Annotated in this window: 24 protein-coding genes and 4 pseudogenes; 17 read left to right on the top strand and 11 right to left on the bottom strand. The window is 64.9% G+C overall.

All coding sequences use genetic code 11. The features are described from left to right. Positions 1-60: 60 nt before the first annotated feature. The 4 genes from CK222_RS15930 to CK222_RS15915 form a co-directional block, all read right to left on the bottom strand. Positions 61-1308: a sugar ABC transporter substrate-binding protein gene (locus tag CK222_RS15930; RefSeq protein ID WP_095800986.1), complete on the bottom strand. Its 1248-nt coding sequence runs from the start codon at positions 1306-1308 to the stop codon at positions 61-63. A gap of 120 nt (positions 1309-1428) precedes the next feature. Continuing rightward, the gene (locus CK222_RS15925) at positions 1429-2574 is read right to left on the bottom strand and encodes an ABC transporter ATP-binding protein (protein WP_095800985.1); all 1146 of its coding nucleotides are present in this window, start codon (positions 2572-2574) and stop codon (positions 1429-1431) included. 87 nt (positions 2575-2661) lie between these two features. Next, a complete protein-coding gene (locus CK222_RS15920; protein ID WP_095800984.1) occupies positions 2662-3609 on the bottom strand; it encodes a PfkB family carbohydrate kinase in 948 nt (315 codons plus the stop codon). A gap of 3 nt (positions 3610-3612) precedes the next feature. Continuing rightward, entirely contained in the window at positions 3613-4413 is an 801-nt protein-coding gene (locus tag CK222_RS15915; protein ID WP_095800983.1) for a class I fructose-bisphosphate aldolase, read from the bottom strand. A gap of 186 nt (positions 4414-4599) precedes the next feature. Between CK222_RS15915 and CK222_RS15910 the strand changes: the two genes are divergently transcribed. Continuing rightward, positions 4600-5748, top strand: coding sequence for a Gfo/Idh/MocA family oxidoreductase (locus CK222_RS15910; RefSeq protein WP_095800982.1), 1149 nt, complete (start codon positions 4600-4602; stop codon positions 5746-5748). Between the two features lie 34 nt (positions 5749-5782). On the opposite strand, the gene CK222_RS15905 is transcribed toward CK222_RS15910, so the two are convergent. Further along, positions 5783-6805 (bottom strand): LacI family DNA-binding transcriptional regulator, encoded by a 1023-nt coding sequence (locus CK222_RS15905; protein ID WP_095800981.1) that lies wholly within the window; start codon positions 6803-6805, stop codon positions 5783-5785. 219 nt (positions 6806-7024) lie between these two features. Between CK222_RS15905 and CK222_RS15900 the strand changes: the two genes are divergently transcribed. Together CK222_RS15900 and CK222_RS15895 are read left to right on the top strand one after the other, a co-directional pair. Then, positions 7025-7972, top strand: coding sequence for a sugar kinase (locus CK222_RS15900; RefSeq protein WP_095776665.1), 948 nt, complete (start codon positions 7025-7027; stop codon positions 7970-7972). Next, positions 7969-9255: a D-tagatose-bisphosphate aldolase, class II, non-catalytic subunit gene (locus tag CK222_RS15895; protein WP_095800980.1), complete on the top strand. Its 1287-nt coding sequence runs from the start codon at positions 7969-7971 to the stop codon at positions 9253-9255. Before CK222_RS15900 ends, CK222_RS15895 begins: the two co-directional genes overlap by 4 nt. Positions 9256-9264: 9 nt before the next feature. On the opposite strand, the gene CK222_RS15890 is transcribed toward CK222_RS15895, so the two are convergent. Beyond that, positions 9265-9804, bottom strand: coding sequence for an Lrp/AsnC family transcriptional regulator (locus tag CK222_RS15890; RefSeq protein WP_095776664.1), 540 nt, complete (start codon positions 9802-9804; stop codon positions 9265-9267). Positions 9805-9851: 47 nt separating this feature from the next. Between CK222_RS15890 and CK222_RS15885 the strand changes: the two genes are divergently transcribed. Both CK222_RS15885 and CK222_RS15880 read left to right on the top strand, forming a co-directional pair. After that, positions 9852-11033, top strand: coding sequence for an MFS transporter (locus tag CK222_RS15885; RefSeq protein WP_095800979.1), 1182 nt, complete (start codon positions 9852-9854; stop codon positions 11031-11033). 59 nt (positions 11034-11092) lie between these two features. Continuing rightward, positions 11093-11515, top strand: coding sequence for a GNAT family N-acetyltransferase (locus CK222_RS15880; RefSeq protein ID WP_066989003.1), 423 nt, complete (start codon positions 11093-11095; stop codon positions 11513-11515). Here CK222_RS15880 and CK222_RS15875 read toward each other — a convergent pair. After that, complete coding sequence (locus tag CK222_RS15875) at positions 11512-12627, bottom strand: anhydro-N-acetylmuramic acid kinase (RefSeq protein ID WP_095800978.1); 1116 nt, start codon at positions 12625-12627, stop codon at positions 11512-11514. The two genes, CK222_RS15880 and CK222_RS15875, sit on opposite strands and share 4 nt — an antisense overlap. A 211-nt stretch (positions 12628-12838) precedes the next feature. Here CK222_RS15875 and CK222_RS15870 point away from each other — a divergent pair, with 211 nt between their 5' ends. Both CK222_RS15870 and CK222_RS15865 read left to right on the top strand, forming a co-directional pair. Further along, positions 12839-13528, top strand: coding sequence for an SDR family NAD(P)-dependent oxidoreductase (locus tag CK222_RS15870; RefSeq protein ID WP_095800977.1), 690 nt, complete (start codon positions 12839-12841; stop codon positions 13526-13528). Positions 13529-13562: 34 nt separating this feature from the next. Further along, positions 13563-13670: pseudogene (locus CK222_RS15865) on the top strand (ABC transporter permease); the annotation flags it as partial. On the opposite strand, the gene CK222_RS31640 reads toward CK222_RS15865, so the two are convergent. Continuing rightward, a complete protein-coding gene (locus CK222_RS31640; RefSeq protein WP_141245810.1) occupies positions 13658-13843 on the bottom strand; it encodes a hypothetical protein in 186 nt (61 codons plus the stop codon). The pseudogene CK222_RS15865 and the gene CK222_RS31640 overlap by 13 nt on opposite strands. 57 nt (positions 13844-13900) lie before the next feature. Here CK222_RS31640 and CK222_RS15860 point away from each other — a divergent pair, with 57 nt between their 5' ends. Next, positions 13901-14920, top strand: a complete 1020-nt coding sequence (locus tag CK222_RS15860; RefSeq protein WP_095800976.1) for an isopenicillin N synthase family oxygenase — start codon at positions 13901-13903, stop codon at positions 14918-14920. Between the two features lie 235 nt (positions 14921-15155). Here CK222_RS15860 and CK222_RS15855 read toward each other — a convergent pair. Together CK222_RS15855 and CK222_RS15850 are read right to left on the bottom strand one after the other, a co-directional pair. After that, a pseudogene (locus CK222_RS15855) lies at positions 15156-15422 on the bottom strand (2-oxo-hepta-3-ene-1,7-dioic acid hydratase); the annotation flags it as partial. A 109-nt stretch (positions 15423-15531) separates the two neighbouring features. Then, positions 15532-15787 (bottom strand): annotated as a pseudogene (locus CK222_RS15850) (5-carboxymethyl-2-hydroxymuconate isomerase); the annotation flags it as partial. 189 nt (positions 15788-15976) lie between these two features. Between CK222_RS15850 and hpaR the strand changes: the two are divergent. Next, positions 15977-16381 (top strand): homoprotocatechuate degradation operon regulator HpaR, encoded by a 405-nt coding sequence (hpaR, locus tag CK222_RS15845; protein WP_095800975.1) that lies wholly within the window; start codon positions 15977-15979, stop codon positions 16379-16381. On the opposite strand, the gene CK222_RS32290 is transcribed toward hpaR, so the two are convergent. Continuing rightward, the gene (locus CK222_RS32290) at positions 16367-16522 is read right to left on the bottom strand and encodes a hypothetical protein (protein ID WP_156751111.1); all 156 of its coding nucleotides are present in this window, start codon (positions 16520-16522) and stop codon (positions 16367-16369) included. The two genes, hpaR and CK222_RS32290, sit on opposite strands and share 15 nt — an antisense overlap. Between CK222_RS32290 and CK222_RS15840 the strand changes: the two are divergent. The 8 genes and pseudogenes from CK222_RS15840 to CK222_RS15805 all read left to right on the top strand — a co-directional run. Continuing rightward, positions 16506-16790: pseudogene (locus CK222_RS15840) on the top strand (aldehyde dehydrogenase family protein); the annotation flags it as partial. The gene CK222_RS32290 and the pseudogene CK222_RS15840 sit on opposite strands and share 17 nt — an antisense overlap. A gap of 147 nt (positions 16791-16937) precedes the next feature. Further along, a complete protein-coding gene (locus tag CK222_RS15835; RefSeq protein ID WP_095800974.1) occupies positions 16938-17324 on the top strand; it encodes a VOC family protein in 387 nt (128 codons plus the stop codon). A 160-nt stretch (positions 17325-17484) separates the two neighbouring features. Beyond that, positions 17485-17682, top strand: a complete 198-nt coding sequence (locus CK222_RS15830; RefSeq protein WP_095800973.1) for a hypothetical protein — start codon at positions 17485-17487, stop codon at positions 17680-17682. A 137-nt stretch (positions 17683-17819) separates the two neighbouring features. Next, complete coding sequence (locus CK222_RS15825; RefSeq protein ID WP_245433051.1) at positions 17820-19208, top strand: SWIM zinc finger family protein; 1389 nt, start codon at positions 17820-17822, stop codon at positions 19206-19208. Then, entirely contained in the window at positions 19142-20647 is a 1506-nt protein-coding gene (locus CK222_RS15820; RefSeq protein ID WP_245433050.1) for a DUF5691 domain-containing protein, read from the top strand. Before CK222_RS15825 ends, CK222_RS15820 begins: the two co-directional genes overlap by 67 nt. Before the next feature lie 19 nt (positions 20648-20666). Continuing rightward, a complete protein-coding gene (locus CK222_RS15815; protein WP_095800970.1) occupies positions 20667-21746 on the top strand; it encodes an AAA family ATPase in 1080 nt (359 codons plus the stop codon). A 3-nt stretch (positions 21747-21749) separates the two neighbouring features. Further along, positions 21750-24008: a DUF5682 family protein gene (locus CK222_RS15810; protein ID WP_095800969.1), complete on the top strand. Its 2259-nt coding sequence runs from the start codon at positions 21750-21752 to the stop codon at positions 24006-24008. Then, on the top strand, positions 24001-25233 hold the full coding sequence (locus CK222_RS15805) for a VWA domain-containing protein (RefSeq protein ID WP_095800968.1): 1233 nt from the start codon (positions 24001-24003) through the stop codon (positions 25231-25233). Before CK222_RS15810 ends, CK222_RS15805 begins: the two co-directional genes overlap by 8 nt. Positions 25234-25235 lie beyond the last annotated feature (2 nt).

The following is a 25235-nucleotide window of genomic DNA, read 5'->3' as shown; positions in this document are numbered from 1 at the left end:
GCCGGGTGGCCTGCCCGAAGTCAGGCCACCCGGTCGGAAAGTGAACGGGGAACAGGCCGATCAGAATTTCGCCATCCAGCCCTTTTGAGCGTTGGCTGCGGCTTGTTCCGGAGACTGCTCGCCGGCAAGCATCTTCTGGGCTTCCACGTCGAACTGGGTCATCAGGTCTTCCGCCACCGGCAGACCCGTGAACTCGTTGGCGAGATAACCGGTCTTGAAGATTTCGAAAGCCTTTGCGAATGCCTTGTCGGACGTCACGAAATCGGGCTTGGCGTTGACGTTGCCCGGGAAGGCGTTTGCAAGCGACACGAGCTTGGCGTTCACCTTTTCACTCATCAGATATTGGACGAGCTTCCAGGCCTCCTCCTGGTGCTTCGAGCCGGCAGAGATACCGATGCCCCAGGAGGCATAGGGAAGGCCGCGCTTGCCGTTGTAGTTCTCCACGACCGGGACCGGGATGAGGTCGAAGTTCAGCTTGGGATTGCGTTTGCGAATGAGGTTCACATGCGCGAGCGAGTCGATCATCATCCCGACCCGGTCGTTGACGAATTCCTCGACCTTCTCCTGTTCCGTCTTGGTGGCGATGCCGGGCGAGATGGTGCCGGCGTCGTTGAGCGATTTCACGAAGCTGAGCATATCCACCACCGGTTTGCCCTCGAGGTCGGGCTTGCCATTCGCCATCATCGACTGGCCCGAAGCCCAAACCCACGACATCATGTCGTTCTGAACGCCGGACGGCGTCTGCAGCGACAGCGGCAGCACCCAGCCATACTGGTTCTTGTCGGCATGGGTCATCTTCTTGGCGGCTTCGAGGAACTCCGCGCGGGTCGACGGCAGCTTGGTCACGCCTGCCTGGGCGGCGAGGTCCAGATTGACGAACACCGGATAGACGAACGAAGCGACCGGGAACATCACGGCCTTGCCGTCCACCTTGATGATGTCCGCGACCTGGGCTTTGTCGAACTTGCTCGCATCCATCATCGGGTTCATGTCGGAAAGCGCACCTTGCGCATTCAGATTGTTCACCCAGGCGCCATCGAGACCGACAACGTCGCTAAGCGTTCCGGTCGCAGCACCGACCGAGATCTGGTCTCGCGTGGTCGCATAGGGGCCGCTGACCAGCGTCACCTTGATCCCGGGGTTTGCAGCCTCGAACTCGTCCATGATTTTGCGCAAGGAGCCTGCGGGCAGCTCTGGCTCCCACCACTGCGTGAATTCCAGCGTCGTGTCCGCCATGGCGCCGGTTGCGCCGAGCAGCCATGCGGCCGCGGCCATTTTCAGCATCGCGGGTCGTATCCGAAACGTCATTTTCTCCTCCTTCTTAAGATCGACCGCACAATGCGGACGATCGTCTGCTTCATTCAGAAGTCTTCTCACGAGTACTTTCGCAGGCGCATCGCTCCTGCCTGCGGGCTCTGCGACAAATCTTCAGATCGCCAGATGCGTTTCGGGATCGAAGAAATGGAGCTTGGCGTCGTCTACGGCCAAGCGGATCTCCGAGCCGGGCAGGACTGTGCTGACCGGTTCGAATTTCGCCACCGCGTTCGAGGTCATGCCGAAATCGTGCACCGCGTCCGGATCGCCGGAGTCCACCCGCACCGCGTCGATGCTGAGATGAACGATGTGTTCGGACCCGAGTTCTTCGATCGAGGTCACCTTTGCGGGGATCGTCTGATACTTGCGGCCGGATTCGAGACTGCTGTCATAGAGATCCTCCGGTCGGATCCCGAACACGACCTTGCGCCCCGCATACGACCTCAAGGACGGCCTGCGCACGAAGGCTGCGTCCTGCAGCCGGATGGCGAAGGTGCCGGACATCAGTTCGTCGCCCGTCAGCGTCCCCTCGAACAGGTTCATCGAAGGAGAACCGATGAAGCCGGCAACGAAGGCGTTCACCGGCGATTCATAGAGTCTTTTGGGAGTGTCGACCTGCTGCAGCACGCCGCCCTTCAACACCGCGACCCTGTCCCCCATCGTCATCGCCTCGGTTTGGTCGTGGGTCACGTATATGGTCGTGACGCCGAGCTGCTTTTGCAGGCTGGTGATTTCGGCGCGCATTTGAACACGCAGCTTCGCGTCCAGATTGGAAAGGGGTTCGTCCATGAGGAAGGCGGCCGGCTCGCGCACCATGGCGCGGCCCATGGCAACCCGTTGACGCTGTCCGCCTGAAAGGTTCGCGGGTTTGCTGTCGAGCAGAGATGTCAGCTGAAGGGTTTTGGCGATCTCGTCCACCCGCTTCTTGCGCTCGGCCTTCGGCTTGCCTGCCAGCCGCATCGAAAAGGCGATGTTTTCGAACACCGTCATATGCGGGTAGAGCGCGTAGCTCTGGAAGACCATCGCGATGTCGCGGTCCTTGGGCGGCATGTCGACGACGTCGACTCCGCCGATCCGCAGGCTGCCGCTTGTCACGTCCTCCAGCCCCGCGATCATTCGCAGCGCGGTGGATTTGCCGCAGCCGGACGGCCCGACGAGAATCAAGAATTCGCCATCCTCGACCGACAGGTTCAATTGGTCGATTGCGTGAAAGTTGTTCCCATAGGTCTTGCAGATATTCTCAAGAATGACTTCTGCCATCTTCCTCCCTCCACAAGGCTAAGCCGCTCGTTTTTATGATTATTATCGGCCTATGTTCGCCTGCGAATGTTCCTCGGATAGTTTCAACTATGTTCCGGTATCGAGGTGCGATTTCAGTTCGACTGCCGACGGGGCTTTCGTCGATGCCAAGAGTTCCGTGACCTGGCCCTCGGTCGGCAGCGCCTCGCGCCCGCCACGCCCCGTTATCGACAGGGCCGCGGCCGCGGCCGCGAATGCGACCCGGCCTGCGGTCTCGGCTCCGCGCGTCAATGCATGGGCATAGGCACCGTGAAAGCAGTCACCGGCGCCGGTCGAGTCGACGACGGCAACCCGGTGCGGAGGCAGGTGCCAGAGCCCTGCCTCGTCGCGTCCGCGATAATAGACGCCCCTGCCGCCGTCAGTCAGAACCACGGTGGACCGCGACGGCATCCACAATGCGTCGAGCATCTCGGCGGGCGATCGGCCGCCCGTGGCAGTCCGCGCGAAGCCGAGGGGAAGAATGAGATGGTCGCAGAGCCCGATCAGCCTCTCGGTGGCTGGGCCGCTGCTCCATTCGATATCGCCGAGGATTGCAAGGCCGAGATCGCGAGCCCGAGCCACGACATCCATCGACCGGATCGCGTAACTATCGACGATCAGGACGGCCGCGCGGCTGAGGACCTCGTCCGGAAAGTCTGGCGCGGTGCCCAGCATCGCTTCGTCGTCATACGCGATGAACCTCTCCCCATCCGAGCCGACGGTGATCCGCGAGCGCACCGGGCGTGCCTGCGGGTGGCGCGGCGCGAATGCGGTTTCAACTCCGCTCGCAACGAGATCGCACAGCACGGCGTCGTCAGCGGCACTGGCTAGCCATCCGACGAACCCGGCGGTTCCGCCGAGCCGCGCGACGGCGGCAAGGGCCGTCGCGACATTTCCGCCGAAAGTTCGGGCAGTTTGCAGAACCTTCCCCTTGCCCGCCGACAACGGCTGATCGACATAGACGATGTCGTCGATCGCAATAGCGCCGAAGCCGAGGATTGAAGGGACGGTGGGCATCGTTCAGGCACCCGCCTTCGCCAGGGCGTCTTCTGCCGAAAGGCCGTCATGGATGACGCTCCGAAAGGCAAGTGCCGCCTTCTCCGGATCGCCATGCCCCCAGAGATTGCGACCGACCACGGCACCGCGCGCGCCGGCACGTATGGCGTCCGCCGTCTGCTGAAGGGCGCCGAGCAGCGTCTCGGTCTTCGGACCACCCGCGATCACAACCGGCACCGGGCAGGTCCGGACGGTCTCTCGGAACGACTCGAAATCGCCCGTGTAGCCTATCTTGATCACGTCGACGCCGGACTCGTAGCCGATGCGCGCCGCATAGGCGATCTCGTCGGGGGTGAAGACGATTTTTGCTCCGTCGGTGAAATCGCGCGGGTAGATATGCGCCACCACCGGCATGCCGTAGCGTGCCGCCGCATTCACCGAGTCGGTCAGCCAGCGTATGTACTTACCCTCGGTCGCGCCGCGCACCGGAATGGCAACGGCCAACGCATCGGCCCCGGCGCGCACCGCATCCTCCGGCGTTGCAATCAGCTCGCTGATGCGATCGTCTGGGGTGAAGCAGCCCGCCTGGATCACCAGAGACGCTTTGCCCGCATATTGCGGCCACAGATGGCGCGCGGTGCCGGGCTGGATGCTGACGTAGTCGGGTTTGCCCATCATGACGCGCGCGAGCGCACCGGGCAGATCGGCAAGCCCGCCTTTGCGCACGTCGCCGTAGCCGACAAAGTGGTCGACCGCGCCGCCAAAAAGCTTCCCGGACGGATGCGAGAAGAGGCGCGCAAGGCGCACCTTGGTTCCTAGGCTCATGAGTGCAAAATTCCTCAATCGTTTTGAGCTGGCGGCCTCGGATGTCGAGCCAGCATTTTCACATGCTCTATAAAAATTTTACGCGCGTCAAGATTTAAAATGCGCTATAGCGAGTAGGGAACATGGTCCGCCGCCCGTTGCAGCGGGTTGTTTGCGGCGATGCCGCATCGGGAGGTCGGAAGGAAAATGCAAGCAAAGTCAGGAGCGAAGCTCGGTATCGGCGTTATCGGTTGCGGCAACATATCGATGACCTATTTGCGCAACGCAGCACTTTTCGCCGGCGTGGAACTGCGCGCCTGCGCCGATATTTCCGCCGACATGGCCGCGCTACGGGCCAGGGAATACGGTATCCGCGCGCTGCCGGTCGATGCGCTGCTGGCCGATCCCGAGGTCGATCTCGTCCTCAACCTCACCGTTCCGTCGGCGCATTTCGACATCACCCATTCGGCGCTTTCCGCGGGCAAGCACGTCTTCACGGAAAAGCCTCTGGCGACCTCGGCCGGCGAGGGCCGCCGGCTGGTCGCGGAGGCGGCGAAGCGCGATCTGCTGCTGGGCTCGGCTCCAGACACCTTCCTCGGCGCAGCCGGGCGGCGTGCCCGCCGCCTAATGGACGAGGGCGCGATCGGCCGCGCCGTGACCGGCACCGCCTTCATGATGGGGCGCGGCATGGAGCATTGGCATCCCAATCCGCAATTCTACTATCAGCCGGGCGGCGGTCCAGTGTTCGACATGGGGCCATACTACCTGACGATGCTGGTCAACCTGCTCGGCCCGGTCGCCCGCGTCATGGTGATGACGACGCGCGGTCAGGACGAGCGCCTGATCACCGCCGAAGGCCCTTACAAAAACACCAGCTTCAGGGTCGGCACGCCGACCAACATCCTGTCGCTGCTCGAATTCCACTGCGGCGCCACCGTCACCTTCGGCGCCTCCTGGGACGTCTTCAAGCATTCCAACCATCCGATCGAGCTGCACGGCACGGAAGGCTCGATCAGGCTACCCGATCCCGACACGTTTGGCGGCACGGTCTCGCTATCGGCGCACGGCGCCGACTGGAAGGATTTCGAGAGCGAAGGCGAGCTCTACGGCGCGCGCAACTGGCCCTATGCCGCACCGGACCGCGCCAACTATCGCATGCTCGGCGTCGCCGACCTGGCGCGGTCGCTGTTGGAAGGGCGCAGACCCCGCGCGTCCGGCGAACTGGCGCTGCACGTGCTCGAGGTCATGGAAGCGATCCTCGCCTCCGGCGAAAGCCGGAACTCCGTCGCCGTCGTCGGCTCGGTCGACCAGCCGCCGCTGCTCGGCGAAGACGAGGCGGCGAGCCTGCTTGCCTGAGGCGCCGTGATCGCCCAGCGGGAGTTCGGTATCCCTAGGCCGACTGGCGCATCACCAGCGTCGCGTCGAGATTGACCTTCGCCGCGACGGGCGCGCCGTCCTCGTCGAGCAGGGTAAGCAGCGTCTCGACGCTGCTTCCGGCCATCGCCGCGAAATCCTGCGCCATGGTGGTGAGCGCCGGGCAGGTGTAGCGGCTGAGCGGATGGTCGTCATGCGCAGCCACCCGCAGGTCGCAATCCGCCTTGCGGCCCACCTTCAGCCCTTTCGAGAAGGCGGCCGCCATCACGCCGAAGGCGAGACGATCGTTGGCGCACAATATGGTCTTGCCCAGCAGGCCGCCATTGCCGAGCAGCTTTTCCGTCTGTTCGTAGCCGATCCGTTCGAACTCCCATGTGTAGTCGTCGGTATTGCCGAAGACGAGCGGCTCCTGCCCGAGCCGCTTCATGGCATTGACATAACTCTCCACCCGCTCGCGCGAATTATGATTGACGTGCGGAATATCGAAATAGACCGGGGCATCGCCCGAGCGGCAGAGATAGTCGACGATGGTCGACATGCTCTGCACATTGTTGTTGCCGACGAAAGGCGTGCCGCCTTCGAGATAGGTGTCGAAATAGACAATCGGGATCGCCTGCGTCAGCTTCTCGATCGCTCGCTGGTCCGAGCGCTGGCCGAGCGGTGCTATCAGCGCGCCGGAGACCTTCAACGACAAGATCGTCCGCGTCGCCTCGGCTTCCAGTTCGCTCGATCCATGCGAGGAAATGACGATCGGCCAATAGCCTTCGTCGCGTAGCCTGAGTTCGATGCGGCTGACCATCTCGGAATAGAACGGGTCGGTCACCGTCGGCACGACGATGCCGATGCTGCGGGTGCGCTTGCGGTTGAGGTTTCGCGCGAACAGATTGGGCTGATAGTCGGACGAGCGCAGCGCATCCTCGATGCGTTTTCGCGTCGCCGGCTTGACGCTGGTCGGATCGTCGAAGAATTTCGACAAGGTCGGCCTGGAGACGCCGCAGGAACGGGCGAACTCCTCCATCGTCTTGTGAGTCATCGGCATCCAAACCCTCGCGGCATGGAACCTCGCTCCCATGGCGCTGCTCCGGCGCTCATACGGCGCATCGGCGTGCGTCTGCAAGTTGAAACTTTACAGGAAGCTCCGCAAGTTTCAACGCGTCCGGAGAAATTATTCCATGCGTAAATTTATTAATTGACGTGAAAAAGAGGGGGCCGTATTCCAAGCCCTAAAGCCATGCATGGCGAATGCTGGGAGGACGTGATGAAGAAGCTGGTCTCAGCCGGCGAGATCCTCGTCGAGATCATGGCGGAATCAATCGGCCAGAGCTTCCTCGAGCCCGGTCCGCTGGCCGGCCCCTTTCCGTCCGGCGCCCCGGCGATCTTCATCGGCCAAGCGGCGGCGCTCGGCCAGCCTGCGGGTCTCATCGGCGCCGTCGGCGGGGACGATTTCGGCCAGTTGAACATCGACCGGCTCAGCGCGCTCGGCGCCGACGTTTCGGCAATCGCCGTCCGTGAAGGCCATGCAACCGGCACCGCCTTCGTCGCCTACCGGACCGATGCATCCAGGCATTTTGTTTTCAATATCCGGAACAGCGCCGCCGGCCTTTTGGAAATGGACGATGCCGCCAAGCGGCTCTTGGCCGGAGCCGATCATGTCCATGTCATGGGCTCTTCGCTTTTTTCCGATCGCGCCACCGACGTCGCACTCGCCGCGATCGCGGCCGTGAAGGCCAAGAGCGGCACGGTGTCCTTCGATCCGAACATCCGTCGCGAGATCATGCAGGCGTCCGGCACGCGTCAGGCGCTCGATCATGTGCTCGCGCAGACAGATGTCTTCCTGCCGAGCGGCAACGAACTGTTCCTTTTCTCCTCCGCCAGCGACGAACAGGCCGCGGTCCGCGAATTGCTGGGGCGAGGCATCTCCTGCATCGTGCTGAAGAAAGGCGCCGATGGCGCCACTTATCACGACCGCAAGGGCACGCTCGCCATGCCCGGCTTTGTGGTCGAGGAAGTCGATCCGACCGGCGCCGGCGATTGCTTCGGCGCCGCCTTCGTTTCCTTCTGGCTGCGCGGTGCCTCGCCCGCCGATGCACTGCGCATCGCCAATGCCTGCGGCGCGCTCGCCGTTACCCGCAAGGGGCCGATGGAAGGCATTCACCGGCTCGCCGACGTCGAGGCCTTCATCGCAAAAGCGACCGCACGCGCATGACCGGCGCCACGGCAAGATTTGCTGGCATCGCCGCTCGCCGCGCGGCAGGCGCGAAGGGCGGCATCGCCTCGATCTGTTCGGCGCACCCGCTGGTGATCGAAGCGACGCTCCGCCACGGCGCGAGGAATGGCGCCGATGTGCTGATCGAGGCGACCTGCAACCAGGTCAATCACGAGGGCGGCTATACCGGCATGACCCCGGCCGCCTTTCGAGCCTTCGTCGAGACGCAAGCAGGCAGGACCGGCTTTCCGTTCGACCGGCTGATCCTCGGCGGCGATCACCTCGGCCCGAATCCGTGGAAGCATTTGCCCGCGGCGGAAGCGATGAACAAGGCGGCGGCGATGATCGACGCCTATGCCTCCGCCGGCTTCACCAAGCTGCATCTCGACACCAGCATGGCTTGTGCCGACGATTCCGTGGCACTCGCCGACGAGACGATTGCCGCGCGCGCGGCCGAGCTTGCGGCGGTTGCCGAGGCGGCGGTCGCCCGCTCGGGCGGTGAAAAACCCGTCTACATCATCGGCACCGAAGTGCCGGTTCCGGGCGGCGCGCTGGAAGCGCTCGACCATATGCATGTGACCGAGCCGGCCGATGCGCTCCGCACGGTCGAGCTCCATCGCCAGGCCTTCTCCCGTCTCGGCCTCGATGCCGCTTTTGCCCGGGCCGTCGGTGTCGTCGTTCAGCCCGGCGTCGAATTCGGCAATGCCGACATCATCGCCTATGCGCCCGAGAGGGCGACGAAGCTGGTCGCGGCCCTGGAAAGCCAGCCGCAATTCGTCTTCGAGGCGCATTCGACCGACTATCAGCCCGCGGAAGCTTTGGCCGCGCTCGTGCGCGACGGCTTCGCCATCCTCAAGGTCGGCCCCTGGCTCACCTTCGCGTTGCGCGAGGCGCTCTATGGCCTGAGCCACATCGCCGACGCGCTCGCGCCCGATCCCTCGCGCGAAAGCTTGCTGGCCGCGATGGAACGCATCATGCTGGCCTCGCCCGGCGATTGGCAGAAATATTATCCGGGATCGCCTGACGAGCAGCGCCTGCAGCGGCATTTCTCCTTCAGCGACCGCATCCGCTACTACTGGCCATTGCCCGACGCACAGCATGCGACCGAAGCGCTGCTGGCGGCACTCGGCAAGCGTGAAATTCCACGCCCCCTGATTAGCCAGTATCTCGGCCATCTCGATGCCGAGGTCGGCGCCGGTCGGATCACGCCGACCGCGCATGAGCTTCTGATTGCCAGCGTCACGCGCGTCCTCGATACCTATCGCAGGGCCACGATCCCGTAAGCCGGCGGATTAGTAGACAGGCGTCGCCATATGTTTGGGTGCCGGCCATTCGGCCGTGATCTCTGGCTGGACCGGCCGTTCGAGATAGGTTGAAAGCACCACATAGCTGCGCGTCGAGACCACGCCCGGCGTCTCGTAGATACGAGACAGCAGGCCTTCCAGCGCCCTTGTGTCCTCGGTGCGTACCTTGAGCAGCATGCAGGTGTCGCCGGCGACCGAATGGATCTCTTCCACTTCCGGGCATTCCGAGATCGCCATCAATTCCGGCGTCTTGCCCCAGCCCCTGGTATCGATGTGCACGAAGGCGAGCAGCGGCTTCTTCACCGCCTTCGGATCGATGATCGCCGAGGTGGCGCGGATGGCGCCGCTGCGCCTGAGCCGCTTCACCCGCTCATGCGCCGCCGGTGGCGACAGGCCGACGCGATCGCCGAGCTCCGCATAACTGATGGTCGCATCGTCGACCAGAACGCCTAATATTTTTCGGTCGATCGGGTCGACCTCACGGGTTGGCTGCTTGTTCCGCTGAACGTCATCTGTTTCTGAGTCCATTGGAAATTCTCCATTGATGCTGAATTCAATTCGGTCATTATGGAGATATGTCGAACAGTGAGCAATCAGCGATTCTGACTGCGGCGTCCCGTGCACCGATCCCGGCCGCAGCCTACCTGCTCACCGGCTGCATCGCCGTCATCGGCTCCAACTCACTGGTTCTCGGGCCGATAGCGCCCGCCGTCGCGGCATCCTTCGCGGCAAGCGTGCCGGCGGTGATGACGGCCGCCGCTGCCTTCGGCCTCGGCACCTCGGCCAGCGCGCTTTTTCTTGCCCGCTATATCGACCGGATCGGCGCCCGCCGCATGCTGCAGGGCGCACTGCTGTTGCTTGCGCTGGCGCTGGTGGGTAGCGCGCTCGCGCCGACGGTGGCGGCGCTGGTCGCGGCCCAGCTCGTTGCCGGCATCGCTGCTGGCGTCGCCATGCCGGCGATCTACGCCAGCTCCGCAGCGATCGCGCCGCCCGGCCGCGAGAGCGGAACGATCGGCGTCGTGCTGACCGGCTGGACGCTGTCCATGGTCGCCGGAGTGTCGCTGTCGGCGGTGCTTGCCGATCTGATCCATTGGCGGGCCGTCTTCGCCGCTGTCGCGCTTCTCGCCGGAGCCGCCGTCGCCGGCCTGTCGGTCAGCTCGCTGCGCGACACCAGGAAAAGCGGTCCCGCTCCGTCGCCGCTCGGCGCGCTGGCTGTGCCCGGAATCCTGCCGCTGCTGATCGCCTGCGGCGCCTTCATGACCGCCTTCTATGGCGTCTACGGCTATCTCGGCGATCATCTCCATGAAGGTCTCGGCGAGCCGGTCAGCGCCAACGGGCTGGCGGCGATCGCTTACGGGCTCGGCTTCGGCGCGGCGGCGCTGCTCGACGGCGTCATCGACTGTCTCGGCGCCCGTCGGGTCATGCCCTTCGCCTATCTGCTGGTCGCCGCCGTCTATGTGGCGATCGCCTCGGCCAGCGGCACCTTCGGCCTGCTGATGGCGACGATCGCCGTCTGGGGCCTTGCCAACCATTTCGGGCTGAACGTTCTGGTGATGCGGCTCACCGCGCTCGACGCCGCGCGGCGCGGCACGATCATGGGCCTGAACAGCGCAGTCACCTATTTCGCCGTAACCGTCGGCACCGCCGGTTTCGGCCCGCTCTACACCGCCCTCGGCTTCGCCAACTGCGCCCTGGTCGCCGCCTTGCTGATGCTGGTGGCGGCATCGGCCGCGGCGTGGCGCTCTGCCCGGCAATAGGCTTGCGTGTCGCTTCGCTCCTTGGCTAAGGCTGGCTTCCGAACCGCACCGGAGCCACCATGAAGATGACGCTCGAGATCACCGCCGAGCCCTTGCCGCAGGATCTCGCCCGTGTCGGCGAGGGCTTGACCGCCTTCAACGACAGCGATGTCGGTGCCTCGGGCCGGAAGACGCTCGCCGTCTTCGTTCGCGACGACGCCGGCGCGATCGTCGCCGGCATTTCCGGTTACACCGCCTGGGGCTGGCTCTATGTGCAATGGCTCTGGGTCGACGAAACCTGGCGTGGCCGGCACATCGCCGCGAGCATGCTGGACGCAGCCGAACGGGAAGCGCTGGCGCGCGGCTGCCAGGCCGCGTGGATCGACACTTTCAATCCGACCGCGGCCAAGGTCTATCAGCGCCAGGGCTACCAGCCGTTCGGCACGCTCGCCGATTTTCCGGTCGGCCGCAGCCGCATCTTCCTGCAGAAGAAGTTGTCTTAACCCGCGAGCTTTCCACCGCGCATCGGCTGCGGCACCCCGGTGGTGCTCGGAAAGCTGATCGGCAGGCCGCGCAGCACGCGCACCGCGAGGAACGCGAAGCATTCCGCTTCGACCGCGTCGCCCTTCCAGCCGAGCGTCTCGGCTTGCACCACTTCGACGCCGGCACGCTGGCCGAGCATCGCCATCATGGTCGGGTTGCGGCGGCCGCCGCCGCTGACCGCCAGTCGTCTTGGCCGGCGCGGCAACAGATCGAGCGCCTTGCCGACCGCCGAGACGGTGAAAGCCGTCAGCGTCGCCGCGCCGTCCTCCGCGCCGAGCCCGTCGGCCATGGCCGCGGTGAAGTCGAAGCGGTCAAGCGATTTTGGGTAAGGCTTCGTCAGATACGGATGCTGCAGCAGCCGCTCTAGCCTTGCCTCGTCGACCGTACCCGCGGCAGCCAGTCTGCCGTCGCGATCCATCTCGCCGAGGCCCTTCGCCTTGATGAAATCGTTGACCGGCGCATTGGCCGGCCCGGTGTCGAAGGCGACGATGTTGTCTTTGCCGTCCCACCAGGTGATGTTGCCGACGCCGCCCAGATTGAGCACCGCGGTGTCGCCGCTGGCGTCGGCCTCTTTGAGCAGCGCCGCATGATACGCGGCAGCGAGCGGCGCGCCTTGTCCGCCGGCCGCCACATCGGCCGTGCGGAAGTCATAGGCGACTTTGGTGCCAAGCAGGGCGGCCATCAGCTCGCCGTCGCCGAGCTGGCGCGTGCGGCCGATTCGTCGCGGCTGCGGGGCGCGATGCAGCACCGTCTGGCCGTGGAAGCCGACGACGCCGATATCGGCCATCGTCATGCCCTGGCTTTCGACCAAATCCCTGACCGCCGCCGACTGCGCGCGCGTCAGCGCCTCCTCCGCCTCGCGAAAAATCGTCGGCTCCGGCCCCTCGAAATTCCAGACGCGTGCTTGGCGCAGGGTCTCTTCGAGCAGGGTGCGGATCGATTGCGGGTAGGGGGCCAGTGTGTATGTGCCGGTGTCGGCGATGCGCTCGCCGTCGGTTTTAATCAGCGCCACGTCGATATTGCCGTCAAGCACCGTACCGGTCATCAGGCCGACGGCCCAGATTGGTTCCATGGTCGTTCCTCGAATCGCCGCTGGACCACGTGTCGGACGGATCGGCGCGACAGGCAAGTCTTTCGGATGCGCCGGGACCTCTCACCGTGCACCGCCTTTGTGTCGCACTGCCAAAACGGAGCAACCTAGTCCTTGCCTCTTGCCGCCGAAGGAGCGAGCTTGTGCGATTATAGATCTCAACTGAAAAACGCGTACTCGCAGGAGGAACGACATGGCCGCCAATGTCGCAGTGATCGCCGGCGCTGGAGCTGGCCTCAGCGCTTCGCTGGCGCGGCTCCTCGGCAAGCAAGGTTTTCGCGTCGTGCTGGCCGCCCGCAATGTCGACAAGCTCTCCGCGCTGGTTCAGGAGACGGGTGCGCAGGCGGTGGAGACGGACGTGTCGGATGCCGCCACAGTCGCGCGGCTGTTCGAGGCGGCCGACAAGGCCGGCTCCCTCGAAATTGCCGTCTTCAACGCCAGCGGCCGCACGCGCGGCCCGATCGCCGAGCTCGATCCGGAGGCGGTCAAGCAGGCCCTGCTCGTCGGCGCCTATGGCGGCTTCCTCGTCGGCCAGCAGGCGGCGCGCCGGCTTGTTGCGCGCGGCTCCGGCTCGATCCTGTTCACCGGCGCCACTGCGAGTCTCAAGGGCTTCTCCGGCTCGGCCGGCTTCGCCATGCCGAAATTCGGGCTGCGCGGGCTGGCGCAGTCGATGGCGCGCGAGCTAGGTCCGAAGAACATCCATGTCGCGCATTTCATCATCGACGGCCAGATCGAGCCGCCCGGGCAGGCGGCCGAGCCAGACCGGCCGGATCGCCGCCTCTCGCCGGACGCGATCGCCGAGACCTATCTCGCAGTCCACCGCCAGCATCGCAGCGCCTGGAGCTTCGAGGTCGAGCTGAGGCCCTGGGTCGAGACGTTCTGACGATCCATTCCACGAACCGTGCAATAACGCGCCCCGACGCGAGACCGGCGTCATGGTTGCGGCGGTGGTGGTGCTGATCGTGCTGGTCTGCGGCATCCAGTGGTGTGACCGGCTGGTCGCGTGGCTGGATCATCGCGGATAGGCGAAACGGGAGAAGCGGAAGTCGAATGAACGCAATTTGCCGCGAAAACCCGGGAATTGAGCGGCGGCTTGCTCCATTTGCAACGAGATTGGTTGGCGCGTTTCTTCACCTGCAATGACGCGCATGTCATCGTGCGGCGGGGTTGCTCGAGCAATTCCAGGAAAAGTGCGCATCGGTTTTCCGTCCGGACTTGCGAAAAACAGAGAGTTGCCGCCAAGAGAAAGCTGTCCATGGCCAGAATAATCCCGGTGCTCGATCTCGACCGACTGGAGCAGGGCGAGTCGGAACTGCGGACCTTCTTGTTTGATCTGCGCACCGCCGCTCGCGATGTCGGCTTCTTCTATCTCAGCGGCCACCGCATAACGCAGCCGGACATCGACGCGGTGCTGGATGCCGCGCGGCGCTTCTTTGCCTTGTCGGAGGCCGACAAGCTGGCCATCGACATGGTGAAGTCGCCGCAATTTCGCGGCTACACGCGTGCCGGCGGCGAGCTGACCAGGGGCAAGGCCGACTGGCGCGAGCAGCTCGACATCGGCGTCGAGCGCGCGACCATTTCGCAAGGGCCGAGCGTGCCGGCCTGGACCCGGCTGCAAGGTCCGAACCAGTGGCCGGCTGCGTTGCCCGAACTGAAGCCGGCGCTGCTTGCCTGGCAGACCAAGGCGACGGAGGTAGCCATCCGGCTGCTCAAGGCCTTCGCGCTGTCACTCGATCAGCCGGAGGACGCCTTCGACCCGATCTATGGCAGCGAGCCCAACCACCGCATGAAGATCGTGCGCTACCCAGGCCGCGACGCCACCGGTGACGACCAGGGCGTCGGCGCGCATAAGGATGGCGGTTTCCTCACCCTTCTGCTGCAGGACGAGAACAAGGGGCTGCAGGTCGAATATGATGGCAGCTGGGTGAATGTGGATCCGATTCCGCAAACGCTCGTGGCCAACATCGGCGAACTGCTCGAACTCGCTTCGAACGGGTATCTGAGAGCAACCGTGCACCGCGTCGTCACACCGCCGCCAGGCGTCGAGCGGATTTCGGTGCCGTTCTTCTTCAGCGCCCGGCTCGACGCGACCATCCCGCTGCTCGACCTTCCGCAGGAACTGGCGGCTGAGGCGCGCGGGCCGGCCAGCGATCCCGACAATCCGCTCTTCCGCAACGTCGGAACCAATGTGCTGAAGAGCCGTCTGAGGTCGCATCCCGACGTGGCCCGGCAGCACTATGCCGATCTTCTGGAAAAGGCAGCGGCGGCCGGCTGAGCTTTGCCGCTGCCCGCGCGATAATTTTTTCGCCTTTCGGCCAGTTTTTGGAATTCAGTTCGTGGAAAATATACCGCAACCGCCCCAAATAGAGGCCATCGCTCGGTGTTTTCCTCCCATTGCGCCGGGCGATGTTCCCCTCTGAAGGTTATGACCTTCATTTCTTGGCCGGGCCGCTTTCGCGCCCGGCCTTTTTCTTTGGGGCAGCGCGCAGCTTGCAAATTCGCGCGGCCGGTCAGGCGAAAGCGATGCGGATCGCACCAAAGGGCCCGAAATCGGAGACGATCCGATCGCCATGCCGGCATTCGACCGGCCGGATGAAGGAGCCCGACAGCACCACCTGTCCGGCCTCAATTTGCATGCCGTATTGGTGAAGCCGGTTGGCGAGCCACACAATGCCCTTGGCCGGATGATCGAGCACGCCGGCGCCGAGCCCCGTCTCCTCCACCTCGCCGTTGCGCGACACGATGGCGCCGATCCAGCGCAGGTCTGCCTCGCGCGGGCTGGGGTGGCCGCGCTCCTCAAGCGCGCGCAGATAGATCGCGTCGCTGGTCTCGTCGCTCACCTGCAGGCCGAGCGTGTCGACATAGAACGCGCGCGATGACCCCCGTGAAGATCGCCTCGCCGGTCCGCTTCTTCTCCTCCGCGCTGCGGCCCCTGCCGATGCGGAAATCCATTTCGATGAAGCCGTTCTCGGGGAGCCGGTCCGCGATCGCATAGGGATCTGCACGAAAGGCGCGCACCCGCGCGGCGCCGGGCTCGAACAGGCCGCGTCTCGAGGATGATGCGTGAAACGAGCGCGCAAAGCTCGCTCATCTCGACCTTCGCGTCGAGATTCGCCGAATATTCGATCCCCATGTGGGGCAAGGGCTTGGCGACCGAATGTCAAGTGCTTGGTCTCCATGTCGACTGGGTCGTCGGGGACGGGATTGCCGCTCTCGGAGAAATCGCGGATATAGCTGCGATCCGAGCGTTAATTTCTGTTGCGAGTCGTACTGGACTGGAACTTTCGGAGAGTTGACTCTGCTGCCGCCCAGCACCCGCCCTTCCCTGCCCATGGCTCTGCTTCGCGCCCGCGAAGTGATCATGGCGCATTTTCGTCCGATGCTTGCTCGCCACGACATCACCGAGCAGCAATGGCGCGTGCTGCGCGTGCTTGCCGAGACCGGTCCGCTGGAAGCGACCGAGCTCGCCAACCGCGCCTCGATCCTGCCGCCCAGCCTCACCCGCATGATCAAAGCGCTGGACGAGCGCGAATTCATCACCCGCAACAAGGTCAAGGATGACGGCCGCCGCGCTCTGCTCGCCATCAGCCCGGCCGGCGTGGCGCTGATCGAGGAGCTGGCGCCCGAGCGCACCGCCATCTACGACGCCATCGAGAAGCGTTACGGCGCCGAGCAGTACGAGCGCCTGCTGGACATGCTGGAAAGCCTGATCGAGTCGGAGTCAGCGCCAGACTGACCGACTAGCCACCGAAACTCCCAGTGCGCTGGGCTGCATGTAGTTGCGCCCGACATAGAGCAGCGCCGCCTCGTCGCTGCCATGGCGGATGTCGACGACGCGGCCGAACATCACATTGTGCATGCCGGTGCTCGGCGTCATGCGCTTCGAAAGCGAGGAAGAGACGGTGCGCTTTGCCAACGCCACCGTCTATGGTCTTGCTTCTGCCGTGTGCACCTCGAAGCGTTCGACCGCGCATCGCATGGTGCGCGCCATCAATGCCGGCGTCGTCCACGTCAACACCTATGGCGGCGCCGACATCACGGTACCGCTCGGCGGCTTCAAGCAGTCCCGCTTCGGCAGAGACAAGTCGCTGCACGCGATCGAGAAGTACACCGACCTCAAGACGGCGTGGATAGCGCTCGGATAACCCTCCGGCTTGAGGGAGGGTAGCCGGACTTTGTAGATATGCTCGCCCGAGCCGGCATGGCCGGTGTCGCCACCTAGTTGCGCCAAGGCATAGCCGATGCGACTGTGCTGCGTCGCCGTTATCGACGCTTTACGGGAGGCCAATCTGATGCTGCTGGCTGTCCATCATGTCGCAATCATCTGCAATGACTATGAGACCTCCAAGCAGTTCTACACGAACAAGCTCGGTTTCGTCGTTCTGGCCGAAAACTGGCGCCCCGAAAGGCAGTCTTGGAAGTGCGATTTGCGTCACGGTCCCATCCAGATCGAACTGTTCAGTTTCCCTGATCCGCCAAGCCGGCCCAGCAGGCCCGAGGCCTGTGGATTAAGGCATATTGCATTCTCGGTCGCCTCGGTCGAGGCGACAGCCGAGCTGCTTCGGTCGCGAGACGTCGAGGTGGAGCCCATCCGAACAGATCCATACACGGGACGATTGTTTATCTTCATCGCCGATCCCGATGGACAGCCGATCGAATTTTACCAGGACGCTGTTTGACGGTGAGGAATTCGGCCGCGAAATCCGCCGGTTGCGGAACGCGAAGCGACTGGTGGAGGAGGCAGATGATGAAGTCAGGCTTGGAGAAGCTGGGGCACGACGCCAGCTGCCATCGGGACGGCGTCGGCAGCACCTAACCATCTTCGCCGCAACGGGGAAGATGAGTCATGCCTCGCCGGTCAGCCGCGCCGAGATGAGCCTCGCCGCCCTGATCGCCGCCTCGCCCGGGGGCCGCCACCGCATCGTCGACGCGCGAGACAGGGGAGGCGATGGACAGCGTGCCGATCGGCTGGCCGTCAGCGCCGAGGATCGCCGCGCCTATGCTGTGCACGCCGTCCTGGTGGGTTCGCGCGCCTGACGATGAACAGGGCAACGCAACGTTAGACAGGGCGTCAACTTTTCAGCGGCTGGAGCTACACCAGCGCGCCGCAAACAGGTATCTATCGTCGCGATATCATGCTTCGGGGGTCATGAGGGAGCGGCTTGCAGCTGGATTTGAAAACAATCGAGGCGCTCGCGCCCGACCAGGCTTCACTCGGCGCCGCCGCCAAGCTGACCAAGCGGTCGAACTGGCCCCGTCTCGAGACAAACGAACAGCTGGGCCTCATCTGGGGCGAATGCCAGGGCTCGGGGTCGAATCCCTACCGCGTCGCATTCGATGCCCGCGACCACGGCTACAAATGCACCTGTCCATCGCGAAAATTTCCGTGCAAGCACATACTGGGGCTGATGTGGATCGGCGCCACCGCGCCCGCCAGCTTCGATCGGGTCGACCAGACGCCGGAATGGGTCAATGACTGGCTCGGGCGGCGCCGCAAGTCGGGCCAGCCGCCGACGCCGGCGCCGGCAAGCGCGGAAAGCAAAAGCATCGACGAGGCGTTGCGGCCCGAGCAAAGCGCTGCCGTAGAAGACGCCGCGGCCGCCGAGCGCCGCGAGGCGGCGCAGCGCAAGCGCGCCGAGGACACGCGAAGTGCCGTGTCGGCAGCGCTCGACGAATTGGATCAGTGGGTTGCCGACCAGCTTCGGCTCGGCCTTGCCGGTTTTGTCGACGCCAGCAGCGAGCGCTGCCGCCGCATCGCGGCGCGGCTTGTAGACCTCAAGGCGACCGCTTTGGCCGGGCGTATCGACGAGCTGCCCGCGAAACTGATGGCGCTGCGCAGCGAAGAGCGGCCGGACGCCGCTATCCGAGAGCTGGGTAAGCTGGTGCTGCTCGCCAAGGCCTGGCGTGCCGCGCCCGACGATGCCGAGCTGAAGCGCCTGGTCTCGACATCCGAAACACGCGACCAGATCCTTGCCAATCCGGATGCCGTCAAGGTCGAGAGCGACTGGGAGGTGCTGGGTGAGAAGATCGAGGCCCGTCGCGACGGCCTGGTCAGCCACGCGACCTGGCTGCTCGATCTGAAAAGCCCAATCCCACGATTTGCCGTCCTCCTGGACTTCTTCCCGGCCTCGGCCGGGCGCCGCTCCGGCGCCTTCGCGCCGGGGGACCGCTTCAAGGCGAGGCTGGTGTTCTATCCATCCCGAATTCCGCTTCGCGCACTGGTCGCAGAACGCCTGGGCGATGCGTCGCCCGGCAATTGGCCCGATTTTGCTCCGAACGCTGCCGGCGATCCGCTGGCCGCCTATGCAGCTTTCCAGGACGGCGCGCCGTGGCTGTCCGACTGTCCGATCCTCCTGCCGGCGGGCGCGATCGCGCTGGACGAGAAGGATGGCGCCTGGTGGCAGGCGGCGAACGATTCGCATGGCATCGCCCTGCCAGTCGCCGGCTCCGTCAACCAGACCTTGCTTGGCCTCGATCTGACAGTCACGGCAGCACTGTGGAACGGCGCCAGGCTCGAGCTTCTGGCCTCACAAAGCAGCATCGGGAGGCTCAATCTCTCATGAACGAGCTCGAGCAGGCAGGGCTGGCGAGGCTTCGCGACAACTGGATTTCGGGCGGCGCCGCTTTCGAATTGGCGCCCGCCGAATGGAAGGAGTTCGCGGCTGCCTCCAGCTCGGACGAGCAGGAACGTCGGCTCTTGGCGATCGCCGCGCAGGCGCTGGATGTCGCGCTTCGGCCGGCGGCGCCCAAAACCTTGAAACGCCGTCCGCCGCTGCCGATGCTCGCGCTGCCGATGCTTCCTGATTGGCTGCGACCGTTGCTGCGTGCCGCATTGAAATACGCCGCTGATGCGAGGCTCAAGACCCGCGTGGCCACACTCGTCGCCAGCCGAGGCTTCGTGCTGCATCCGATGGATTGGATGCCTGCTGCGTCGGATCAGGAAAGCCCAGATATCTATGCTCCCTGGGTCGACTGGCAAGCAGGCGCGGATGGCGACAGGCAGTCTCGACGAGGACAACTCACCGCTGAAACCTGGGATGATTTTTATCCTGCGGCGCGCCGTACAGCTTTGGTCGAATTACGGCGCACCATGCCCTTGGCGCGGACGTTGATTGAGACCAAGGGAGCGAGCGAGCCGGCGGAGGTCAGGCTTGCGCTCGTGGAGCTGATGCGCTTCGGCTTGAGTGCCGATGACATTCCATTTCTAAAGAGCCTGTCCGCCGATCGCTCAGGCAAGGTGCGCGAAACGGCCGGCCGGCTCCTGGCAAGGTTGGGTGAACGTAGCGATCCAGCGGATGGCGCGTCGAAAGATTCGATAGCCGAGCTCGCCGCTTTCATTGAGGAAGGCAAATCCGGCTTCATCCGCCGCCGCACCACCTACACGCCGATAAAGCCCAAGTCGCCTGCGCAACAGTCGCGTCGCGCCGACCTGTTCGCGTCCTGTTACTTCGGCGATCTCGTCGCCCAATTCGGCAAGACTGAGCCCGATTTCATTGGCGCATGGCAGTTCGGCGTCGATGAGGGTGCCGATCTCTTTCTCGTTCGAATGATCGCGGTGTCCGGCAGCGATGCGGCGGTCGCCTGTTTGGCGGATTTGCTTGTCGCCGCCGGCGGCAGGCTGGCGCTTCTCGTCCTCCAGCTCATGTCGCGCTTGGACAACGGCAGGAAGCGTGTCCTGATCAGGCAGATCCTGGATGATGGGCAAAATCTGGCCGCGCTCAACCTGGTCGAAGGCGCGGAAGCAGGCTGGCTGGAATGGAGCGACCTCGCAAGGAGCAAGACGCTTCCAGCGCTGCGTTCCGCCGTCTCGGGTGACAACGACGTCATGAAACGAAGCGCCGAGCAATATCTCGAGACCCTGGGCTTTCTGGCCAATCCGGAGGCGGCGGAAAAATTGATCGACGAGGTGATCGCCGCCGGCCTGTCGCCCGCTTCCCCATCCATCGGCCTGCTGCGGCTCAATGCAGCGCTGGCCGGAAACCCTTCGCAATCCGAGAGATGATGAACCCGGAGAAGATCGCATGAACGCAGCCATCCGCCTTCCGGCCGAGCAGGTCTATGCCTCCGAACTGCAGGCGCTCGCGCGCGACGACGACCGCCAGAAGCCTGCCGGCTGGAGCCTGTCGCCCAAGGCCGTCCTCACTTACCTGATGGGTGGCAAGGCGGGCGACGGCACGCTTATCACCCCGAAATATGTCGGACGTCGGCAATTGATGGAAACCGCGGTGGCGACGCTCGCGACCGACCGGGCGCTGCTCCTGCTCGGCGTGCCGGGAACGGCAAAATCCTGGGTCTCGGAACATCTCGCCGGCGCCATCATGGGAAACTCGACGCTGATCGTGCAATGCACGGCCGGCACCGATGAGAATCAGATCCGCTACGGCTGGAACTATGCGCAGCTCTTGGCGAAGGGGCCGAGCCAGGAGGCGCTGGTGCCGACGCCGCTCTACCGCGCCATGCAGGAAGGCAAGCTCTGCCGCCTGGAGGAACTGACGCGAATGGGCTCCGACGTGCAGGACACGCTGATCACCGTGCTGTCCGAAAAAATGATGCCGGTGCCGGAGCTGAACACCTCGATTTACGCGCAGCGCGGTTTCAACATCATCGCCACCGCGAACAATCGCGACAAGGGCGTCAACGAACTCTCCTCGGCGCTGAAGCGCCGTTTCAATGTCGTGGTGCTGCCGCTGCCGGAGGACATGGCGGAAGAGGTCTCGATCGTGTCCCGGCGCGTCGGCGAGATGGCCGGCGGACTGGACCTGCCGGTGCCGAAAAATGTCGGCGAGGAGATCGCGCGCGTGCTGACCATCTTCCGCGAGCTGCGCTCCGGCGCGACCGCCGACGGCAAGGTGACGCTGAAGACGCCGTCGGGCTCGCTCTCCACCGCCGAGGCGATCGCCACGATGATCAGCGGCCTCAGCCAGGCGGCCTGGTTCGACGGCGGCAAGCTCCACGCCGAAGGCCTGGCGCCAAGCCTGGTCGGCGCCATCGTCAAGGACCCGGTCCAGGACAAGGTCGTGCTTGAGGAATATTTGGAGACGGTGCTGAAGAAGCGGCCGGACTACGCCGGTTATTACGCGGCGCTCAACGCGGCCATCTGAGCCATGACGCAAGGCGGCATCAGCTATTTCGGCATTCGCCATCATGGGCCGGGCTCCGCCGCGAGCCTGGTTAGAGCGTTGCAGGAATTGCAGCCGGCCGCCGTGCTGATCGAGGGGCCGGTGGATGCCTCGCCCTTGCTGCCCCTGCTTGCCAGCCCGGACATGAAGCCGCCGGTGGCACTGCTTTGCTACCCCGAGGACGATCCCGCCGCGACGCGCTTCTGGCCCTTCGCCGAATTCTCTCCCGAATATCAGGCGGCGCTGTGGGCTGTCGCCAACAAGGCGGCGCTGCGTTTCATCGACTTGCCGTCCGCCGCGCGGCTTGCCGAGCACGGGCCCGAGGGTTCGACCGACGCCGATGCGGACGAACCGGAGGCCACCGAAGAGCAGAGCGAAGCAAGCTCACGGATCCTTGATCCGATCGGCACTTTAGCGCGCGCCGCCGGCTATGAGGACGGCGAAAGCTGGTGGTCCGATATCATTGAGCAGAATCCCGCACCCGGGCCGATCTTTGCTGCCATCGCCGACGCGATGACGACGCTGCGCGACGGCGAGACGTCCATTGGCAAATTCGAGGCCATGCGCGAGGCGCATATGCGGCTGGAGATCGCCGCTGCGCGCAAAGAAATCGACGGGCCGCTGGCCGTCGTCTGCGGCGCGTGGCATGTGCCCGCCCTGCAAGCTGCGCATACGCAAAAGAGCGACCAGGCACTGCTCAAGGGCATCGGCCGGCGCAAGACCACGATGACCTTCGCGCCATGGACCGGACCGCGGCTGGCGCTGGGTTATGGCTATGGCGCCGGTGTCGTCGCGCCGGGCTGGAGCAAGCACCTGTGGCAGACGCGCGGGCAGGATGACGCTTCGGTGCTGTGGCTCGCGCGGGTCGCTTCGGTTCTCAGGGCCAAGGGCCATATAATTTCGACCGCCTCGCTGATCGAGGCGGAGCGTCTGGCGCGGGCGCTTGCCGCCATACGCGAGCGCCCGAAACCGGGTTTCGAGGAACTGCGTGAGGCCTCGATCGCGGCGCTCTTCAACGGCGAGGCCTTGCTGTGGAAGATGGTCGAGGCCGAGCTGCTGCTCGGCGCCGATGTCGGCGAGATTCCAGCCGACACGCCGCTCGCGCCGCTGATCGATGATTTGCAGCGCAACCAGAAGGCCGCGCGGCTCAAGCCTGAAGCACTGGAGCGCGAGCTCTCCATCGACCTGCGCAGCGAGAGCGGTCTCTTTCGGTCGACGCTTCTGCACCGGCTGAACGTGCTCGGCGTGAACTGGGGCAGGCTGACGGATGTCGGCCGCAGCCGCGGCACGTTCCGCGAGCGCTGGCTGCTGGCCTGGCAGCCGGAATACGCCGTGCGCCTGGTCGAAAACCTGATTTACGGACCGACCATCGAGAAGGCCGCCAACGGACGGCTTGTCCAGATGATCGGCGCCGCTTCGACGCTCGATGCTCTGGCCACGCTGGTGCAAAGCGCGATCACCGCCGCCTTGAGCGAGGCGTCCGCGGCCGGCCTCGCCGCGCTCGAGGAGAAGGCGGCGCATAGCAGCGAATGCCTGGAGCTCCTTGCGTCGGTGCCCCCACTTGCCGACATCATCCGCTATGGCGAAGCGCGCAAAACCGAGACGCAGCGCCTTGCCGGCCTCTTGGAGCGGTTGGTCATCGAAGGCGCGATCGCGCTGCCTTACGCCGCGCGCGATCTCGACGCGCAGGCCGCCGCAGCGCTGATGGCGGCGCTGAGCAAGGCCGACGAGGCGATCAGGCTGGTCGAACCGGACGAGCATGTCCTGGATGCCTGGCTGAACGGCCTTGCGGCCGTGCTCGATTCATCGCGCTCGACGGCGCTCGTTGCTGGCTGCGCCGCACATCTGCTCTACGAGGCCGGGCACCTCTCGGCCGAGGCCACGGCCGGCCTTTTGGCAAAGCGGCTGTCGCCCGGAACGCCGGTCATCGATGCCGCCGCCTTTTTCGAAGGCTTCTTCAGCGGCGCCGGCCAGAGGCTGATCTATGACGAGGGGCTGCGCGGCGCTGTCGATTCCTGGCTGGCATCGCTCGACGAGGACGCCTTCGTTGCGCATCTGCCTTTGCTGCGCCGCGTATTTTCCAATCTCGACAGCATGGAGCGCCGCCGCCTGATCGAGGCCGTGCTCGGCCGCAGGGCGAGCCTGCCCGCCGGACTGACGCCGGCACCCGATGGCGGCGAGGCCTGGCGCCGGCATTTTGGTCTCCTCGGCAAGCTGCTTACGGGGGAGCCCAACCATGGATGATGAAACGGTCGGACCCGATCTTCATCCGATCGAAGGGACGCGGGAGCGCCGTTGGCGCCTGGCGATCGGCGCCGACGATGAGTCCTCCTCGGCGCTGTCGCAGGAGGACCGGCGGCTTTCGGCAGCCCTCGATGCGCTCTACGGCGACGGCAGCGGCGACGCCGGCGATCCGCGCAAGCGGCGCGGCGGGCTTGGCCGTTCGGCGCCGCGCGTCGCGCAATGGATGGGCGATATCCGCTCTTTCTTCCCCGAGCAGGTGGTCCAGGTCGTGCAGAAGGACGCCTTCGAGCGCCTGAACCTGAAGCAGATGCTGATGGAGCCGGAATTCCTCAAGGCGATCGAGGCCGACGTCAATCTCGTTGCCGATCTGGTCTCGTTGCGCTCGGCGATGCCGGAAAAGACCAAGGACATTGCCCGCTCGATCATTTCCGACATCGTCGCCAAGCTGATGCAGCGTCTCGAGCAGAAAACCGCCGAGGCGATCCGCGGCGCGCTCGACCGTTCAAGGCGCACCAACAGGCCGCGGCAGCGCGACATCGACTGGCCGCGCACTATCGCGGCGAACCTTCGCCACTACCAGCCAGACCACAAGACCGTGGTGCCGGAAAAGCTCGTCGGCTTCATGCGCCGCCAGCGTCGGCTGGTCGACCTCGACGAAGTGACGCTCTGCGTCGATCAGTCCGGCTCGATGGCAAGTTCGGTCATCTACGCCTCGATCTTCGCGGCCGTGATGGCCTCCTTGCCGGTCGTGCGCACCAAGCTGGTCTGCTTTGACACCGCGATCGTCGATCTGACCGACGAGCTCAGCGATCCGGTCGAGGTGCTGTTCGGCGTCCAGCTCGGCGGCGGAACCGACATCAACCAGGCGGTCGCCTATTGCGCCGAGCGCATCGAGCGGCCGACCAAAGCGCATTTCGTCCTCATCACCGACCTCTACGAAGGCGGCAACGGTCAGGAACTGCTTCGTCGGCTGGCTGCGCTGGTGCGGTCGGGCGTCAATGTCGTTGTGCTCCTGGCGCTCACCGACCAGGGCCGTCCCGGCTACGACTCTTCCATGGCCGGCTCGGTCGCGGCATTGGGCGTCCCGGTCTTCGCCTGCACGCCGGACCATTTTCCCGACATGATGGCGGCGGCGCTGCGCCGGGAGGACATCGGCGCCTGGGCGGCGGGAGCGGACATCAAGCTTATTCGCCCGGATTCGGAAACGCCAAGCGCAGCCGAATAGGT

The sequence above is a fragment of the Mesorhizobium sp. WSM3866 genome, assembly GCF_002294795.1.
Lineage (GTDB): Bacteria > Pseudomonadota > Alphaproteobacteria > Rhizobiales > Rhizobiaceae > Mesorhizobium.
The sequence above is the reverse complement of the archived record's forward strand: the minus strand, read 5'-3'. Positions and strand labels throughout refer to the sequence as shown.

Coding starts and splice junctions, on each gene's coding strand:
- CK222_RS15930 (WP_095800986.1), bottom strand. CDS start 1,308: ATGACGTTTCGGATACGACCCGCGATGCTGAAAATGGCCGCGGCCGCA.
- CK222_RS15925 (WP_095800985.1), bottom strand. CDS start 2,574: ATGGCAGAAGTCATTCTTGAGAATATCTGCAAGACCTATGGGAACAAC.
- CK222_RS15920 (WP_095800984.1), bottom strand. CDS start 3,609: ATGCCCACCGTCCCTTCAATCCTCGGCTTCGGCGCTATTGCGATCGAC.
- CK222_RS15915 (WP_095800983.1), bottom strand. CDS start 4,413: ATGAGCCTAGGAACCAAGGTGCGCCTTGCGCGCCTCTTCTCGCATCCG.
- CK222_RS15910 (WP_095800982.1), top strand. CDS start 4,600: ATGCAAGCAAAGTCAGGAGCGAAGCTCGGTATCGGCGTTATCGGTTGC.
- CK222_RS15905 (WP_095800981.1), bottom strand. CDS start 6,805: ATGCCGATGACTCACAAGACGATGGAGGAGTTCGCCCGTTCCTGCGGC.
- CK222_RS15900 (WP_095776665.1), top strand. CDS start 7,025: ATGAAGAAGCTGGTCTCAGCCGGCGAGATCCTCGTCGAGATCATGGCG.
- CK222_RS15895 (WP_095800980.1), top strand. CDS start 7,969: ATGACCGGCGCCACGGCAAGATTTGCTGGCATCGCCGCTCGCCGCGCG.
- CK222_RS15890 (WP_095776664.1), bottom strand. CDS start 9,804: ATGGACTCAGAAACAGATGACGTTCAGCGGAACAAGCAGCCAACCCGT.
- CK222_RS15885 (WP_095800979.1), top strand. CDS start 9,852: ATGTCGAACAGTGAGCAATCAGCGATTCTGACTGCGGCGTCCCGTGCA.
- CK222_RS15880 (WP_066989003.1), top strand. CDS start 11,093: ATGAAGATGACGCTCGAGATCACCGCCGAGCCCTTGCCGCAGGATCTC.
- CK222_RS15875 (WP_095800978.1), bottom strand. CDS start 12,627: ATGGAACCAATCTGGGCCGTCGGCCTGATGACCGGTACGGTGCTTGAC.
- CK222_RS15870 (WP_095800977.1), top strand. CDS start 12,839: ATGGCCGCCAATGTCGCAGTGATCGCCGGCGCTGGAGCTGGCCTCAGC.
- CK222_RS31640 (WP_141245810.1), bottom strand. CDS start 13,843: ATGCGCACTTTTCCTGGAATTGCTCGAGCAACCCCGCCGCACGATGAC.
- CK222_RS15860 (WP_095800976.1), top strand. CDS start 13,901: ATGGCCAGAATAATCCCGGTGCTCGATCTCGACCGACTGGAGCAGGGC.
- hpaR (WP_095800975.1), top strand. CDS start 15,977: ATGGCTCTGCTTCGCGCCCGCGAAGTGATCATGGCGCATTTTCGTCCG.
- CK222_RS32290 (WP_156751111.1), bottom strand. CDS start 16,522: ATGACGCCGAGCACCGGCATGCACAATGTGATGTTCGGCCGCGTCGTC.
- CK222_RS15835 (WP_095800974.1), top strand. CDS start 16,938: ATGCTGCTGGCTGTCCATCATGTCGCAATCATCTGCAATGACTATGAG.
- CK222_RS15830 (WP_095800973.1), top strand. CDS start 17,485: ATGAGTCATGCCTCGCCGGTCAGCCGCGCCGAGATGAGCCTCGCCGCC.
- CK222_RS15815 (WP_095800970.1), top strand. CDS start 20,667: ATGAACGCAGCCATCCGCCTTCCGGCCGAGCAGGTCTATGCCTCCGAA.
- CK222_RS15810 (WP_095800969.1), top strand. CDS start 21,750: ATGACGCAAGGCGGCATCAGCTATTTCGGCATTCGCCATCATGGGCCG.
- CK222_RS15805 (WP_095800968.1), top strand. CDS start 24,001: ATGGATGATGAAACGGTCGGACCCGATCTTCATCCGATCGAAGGGACG.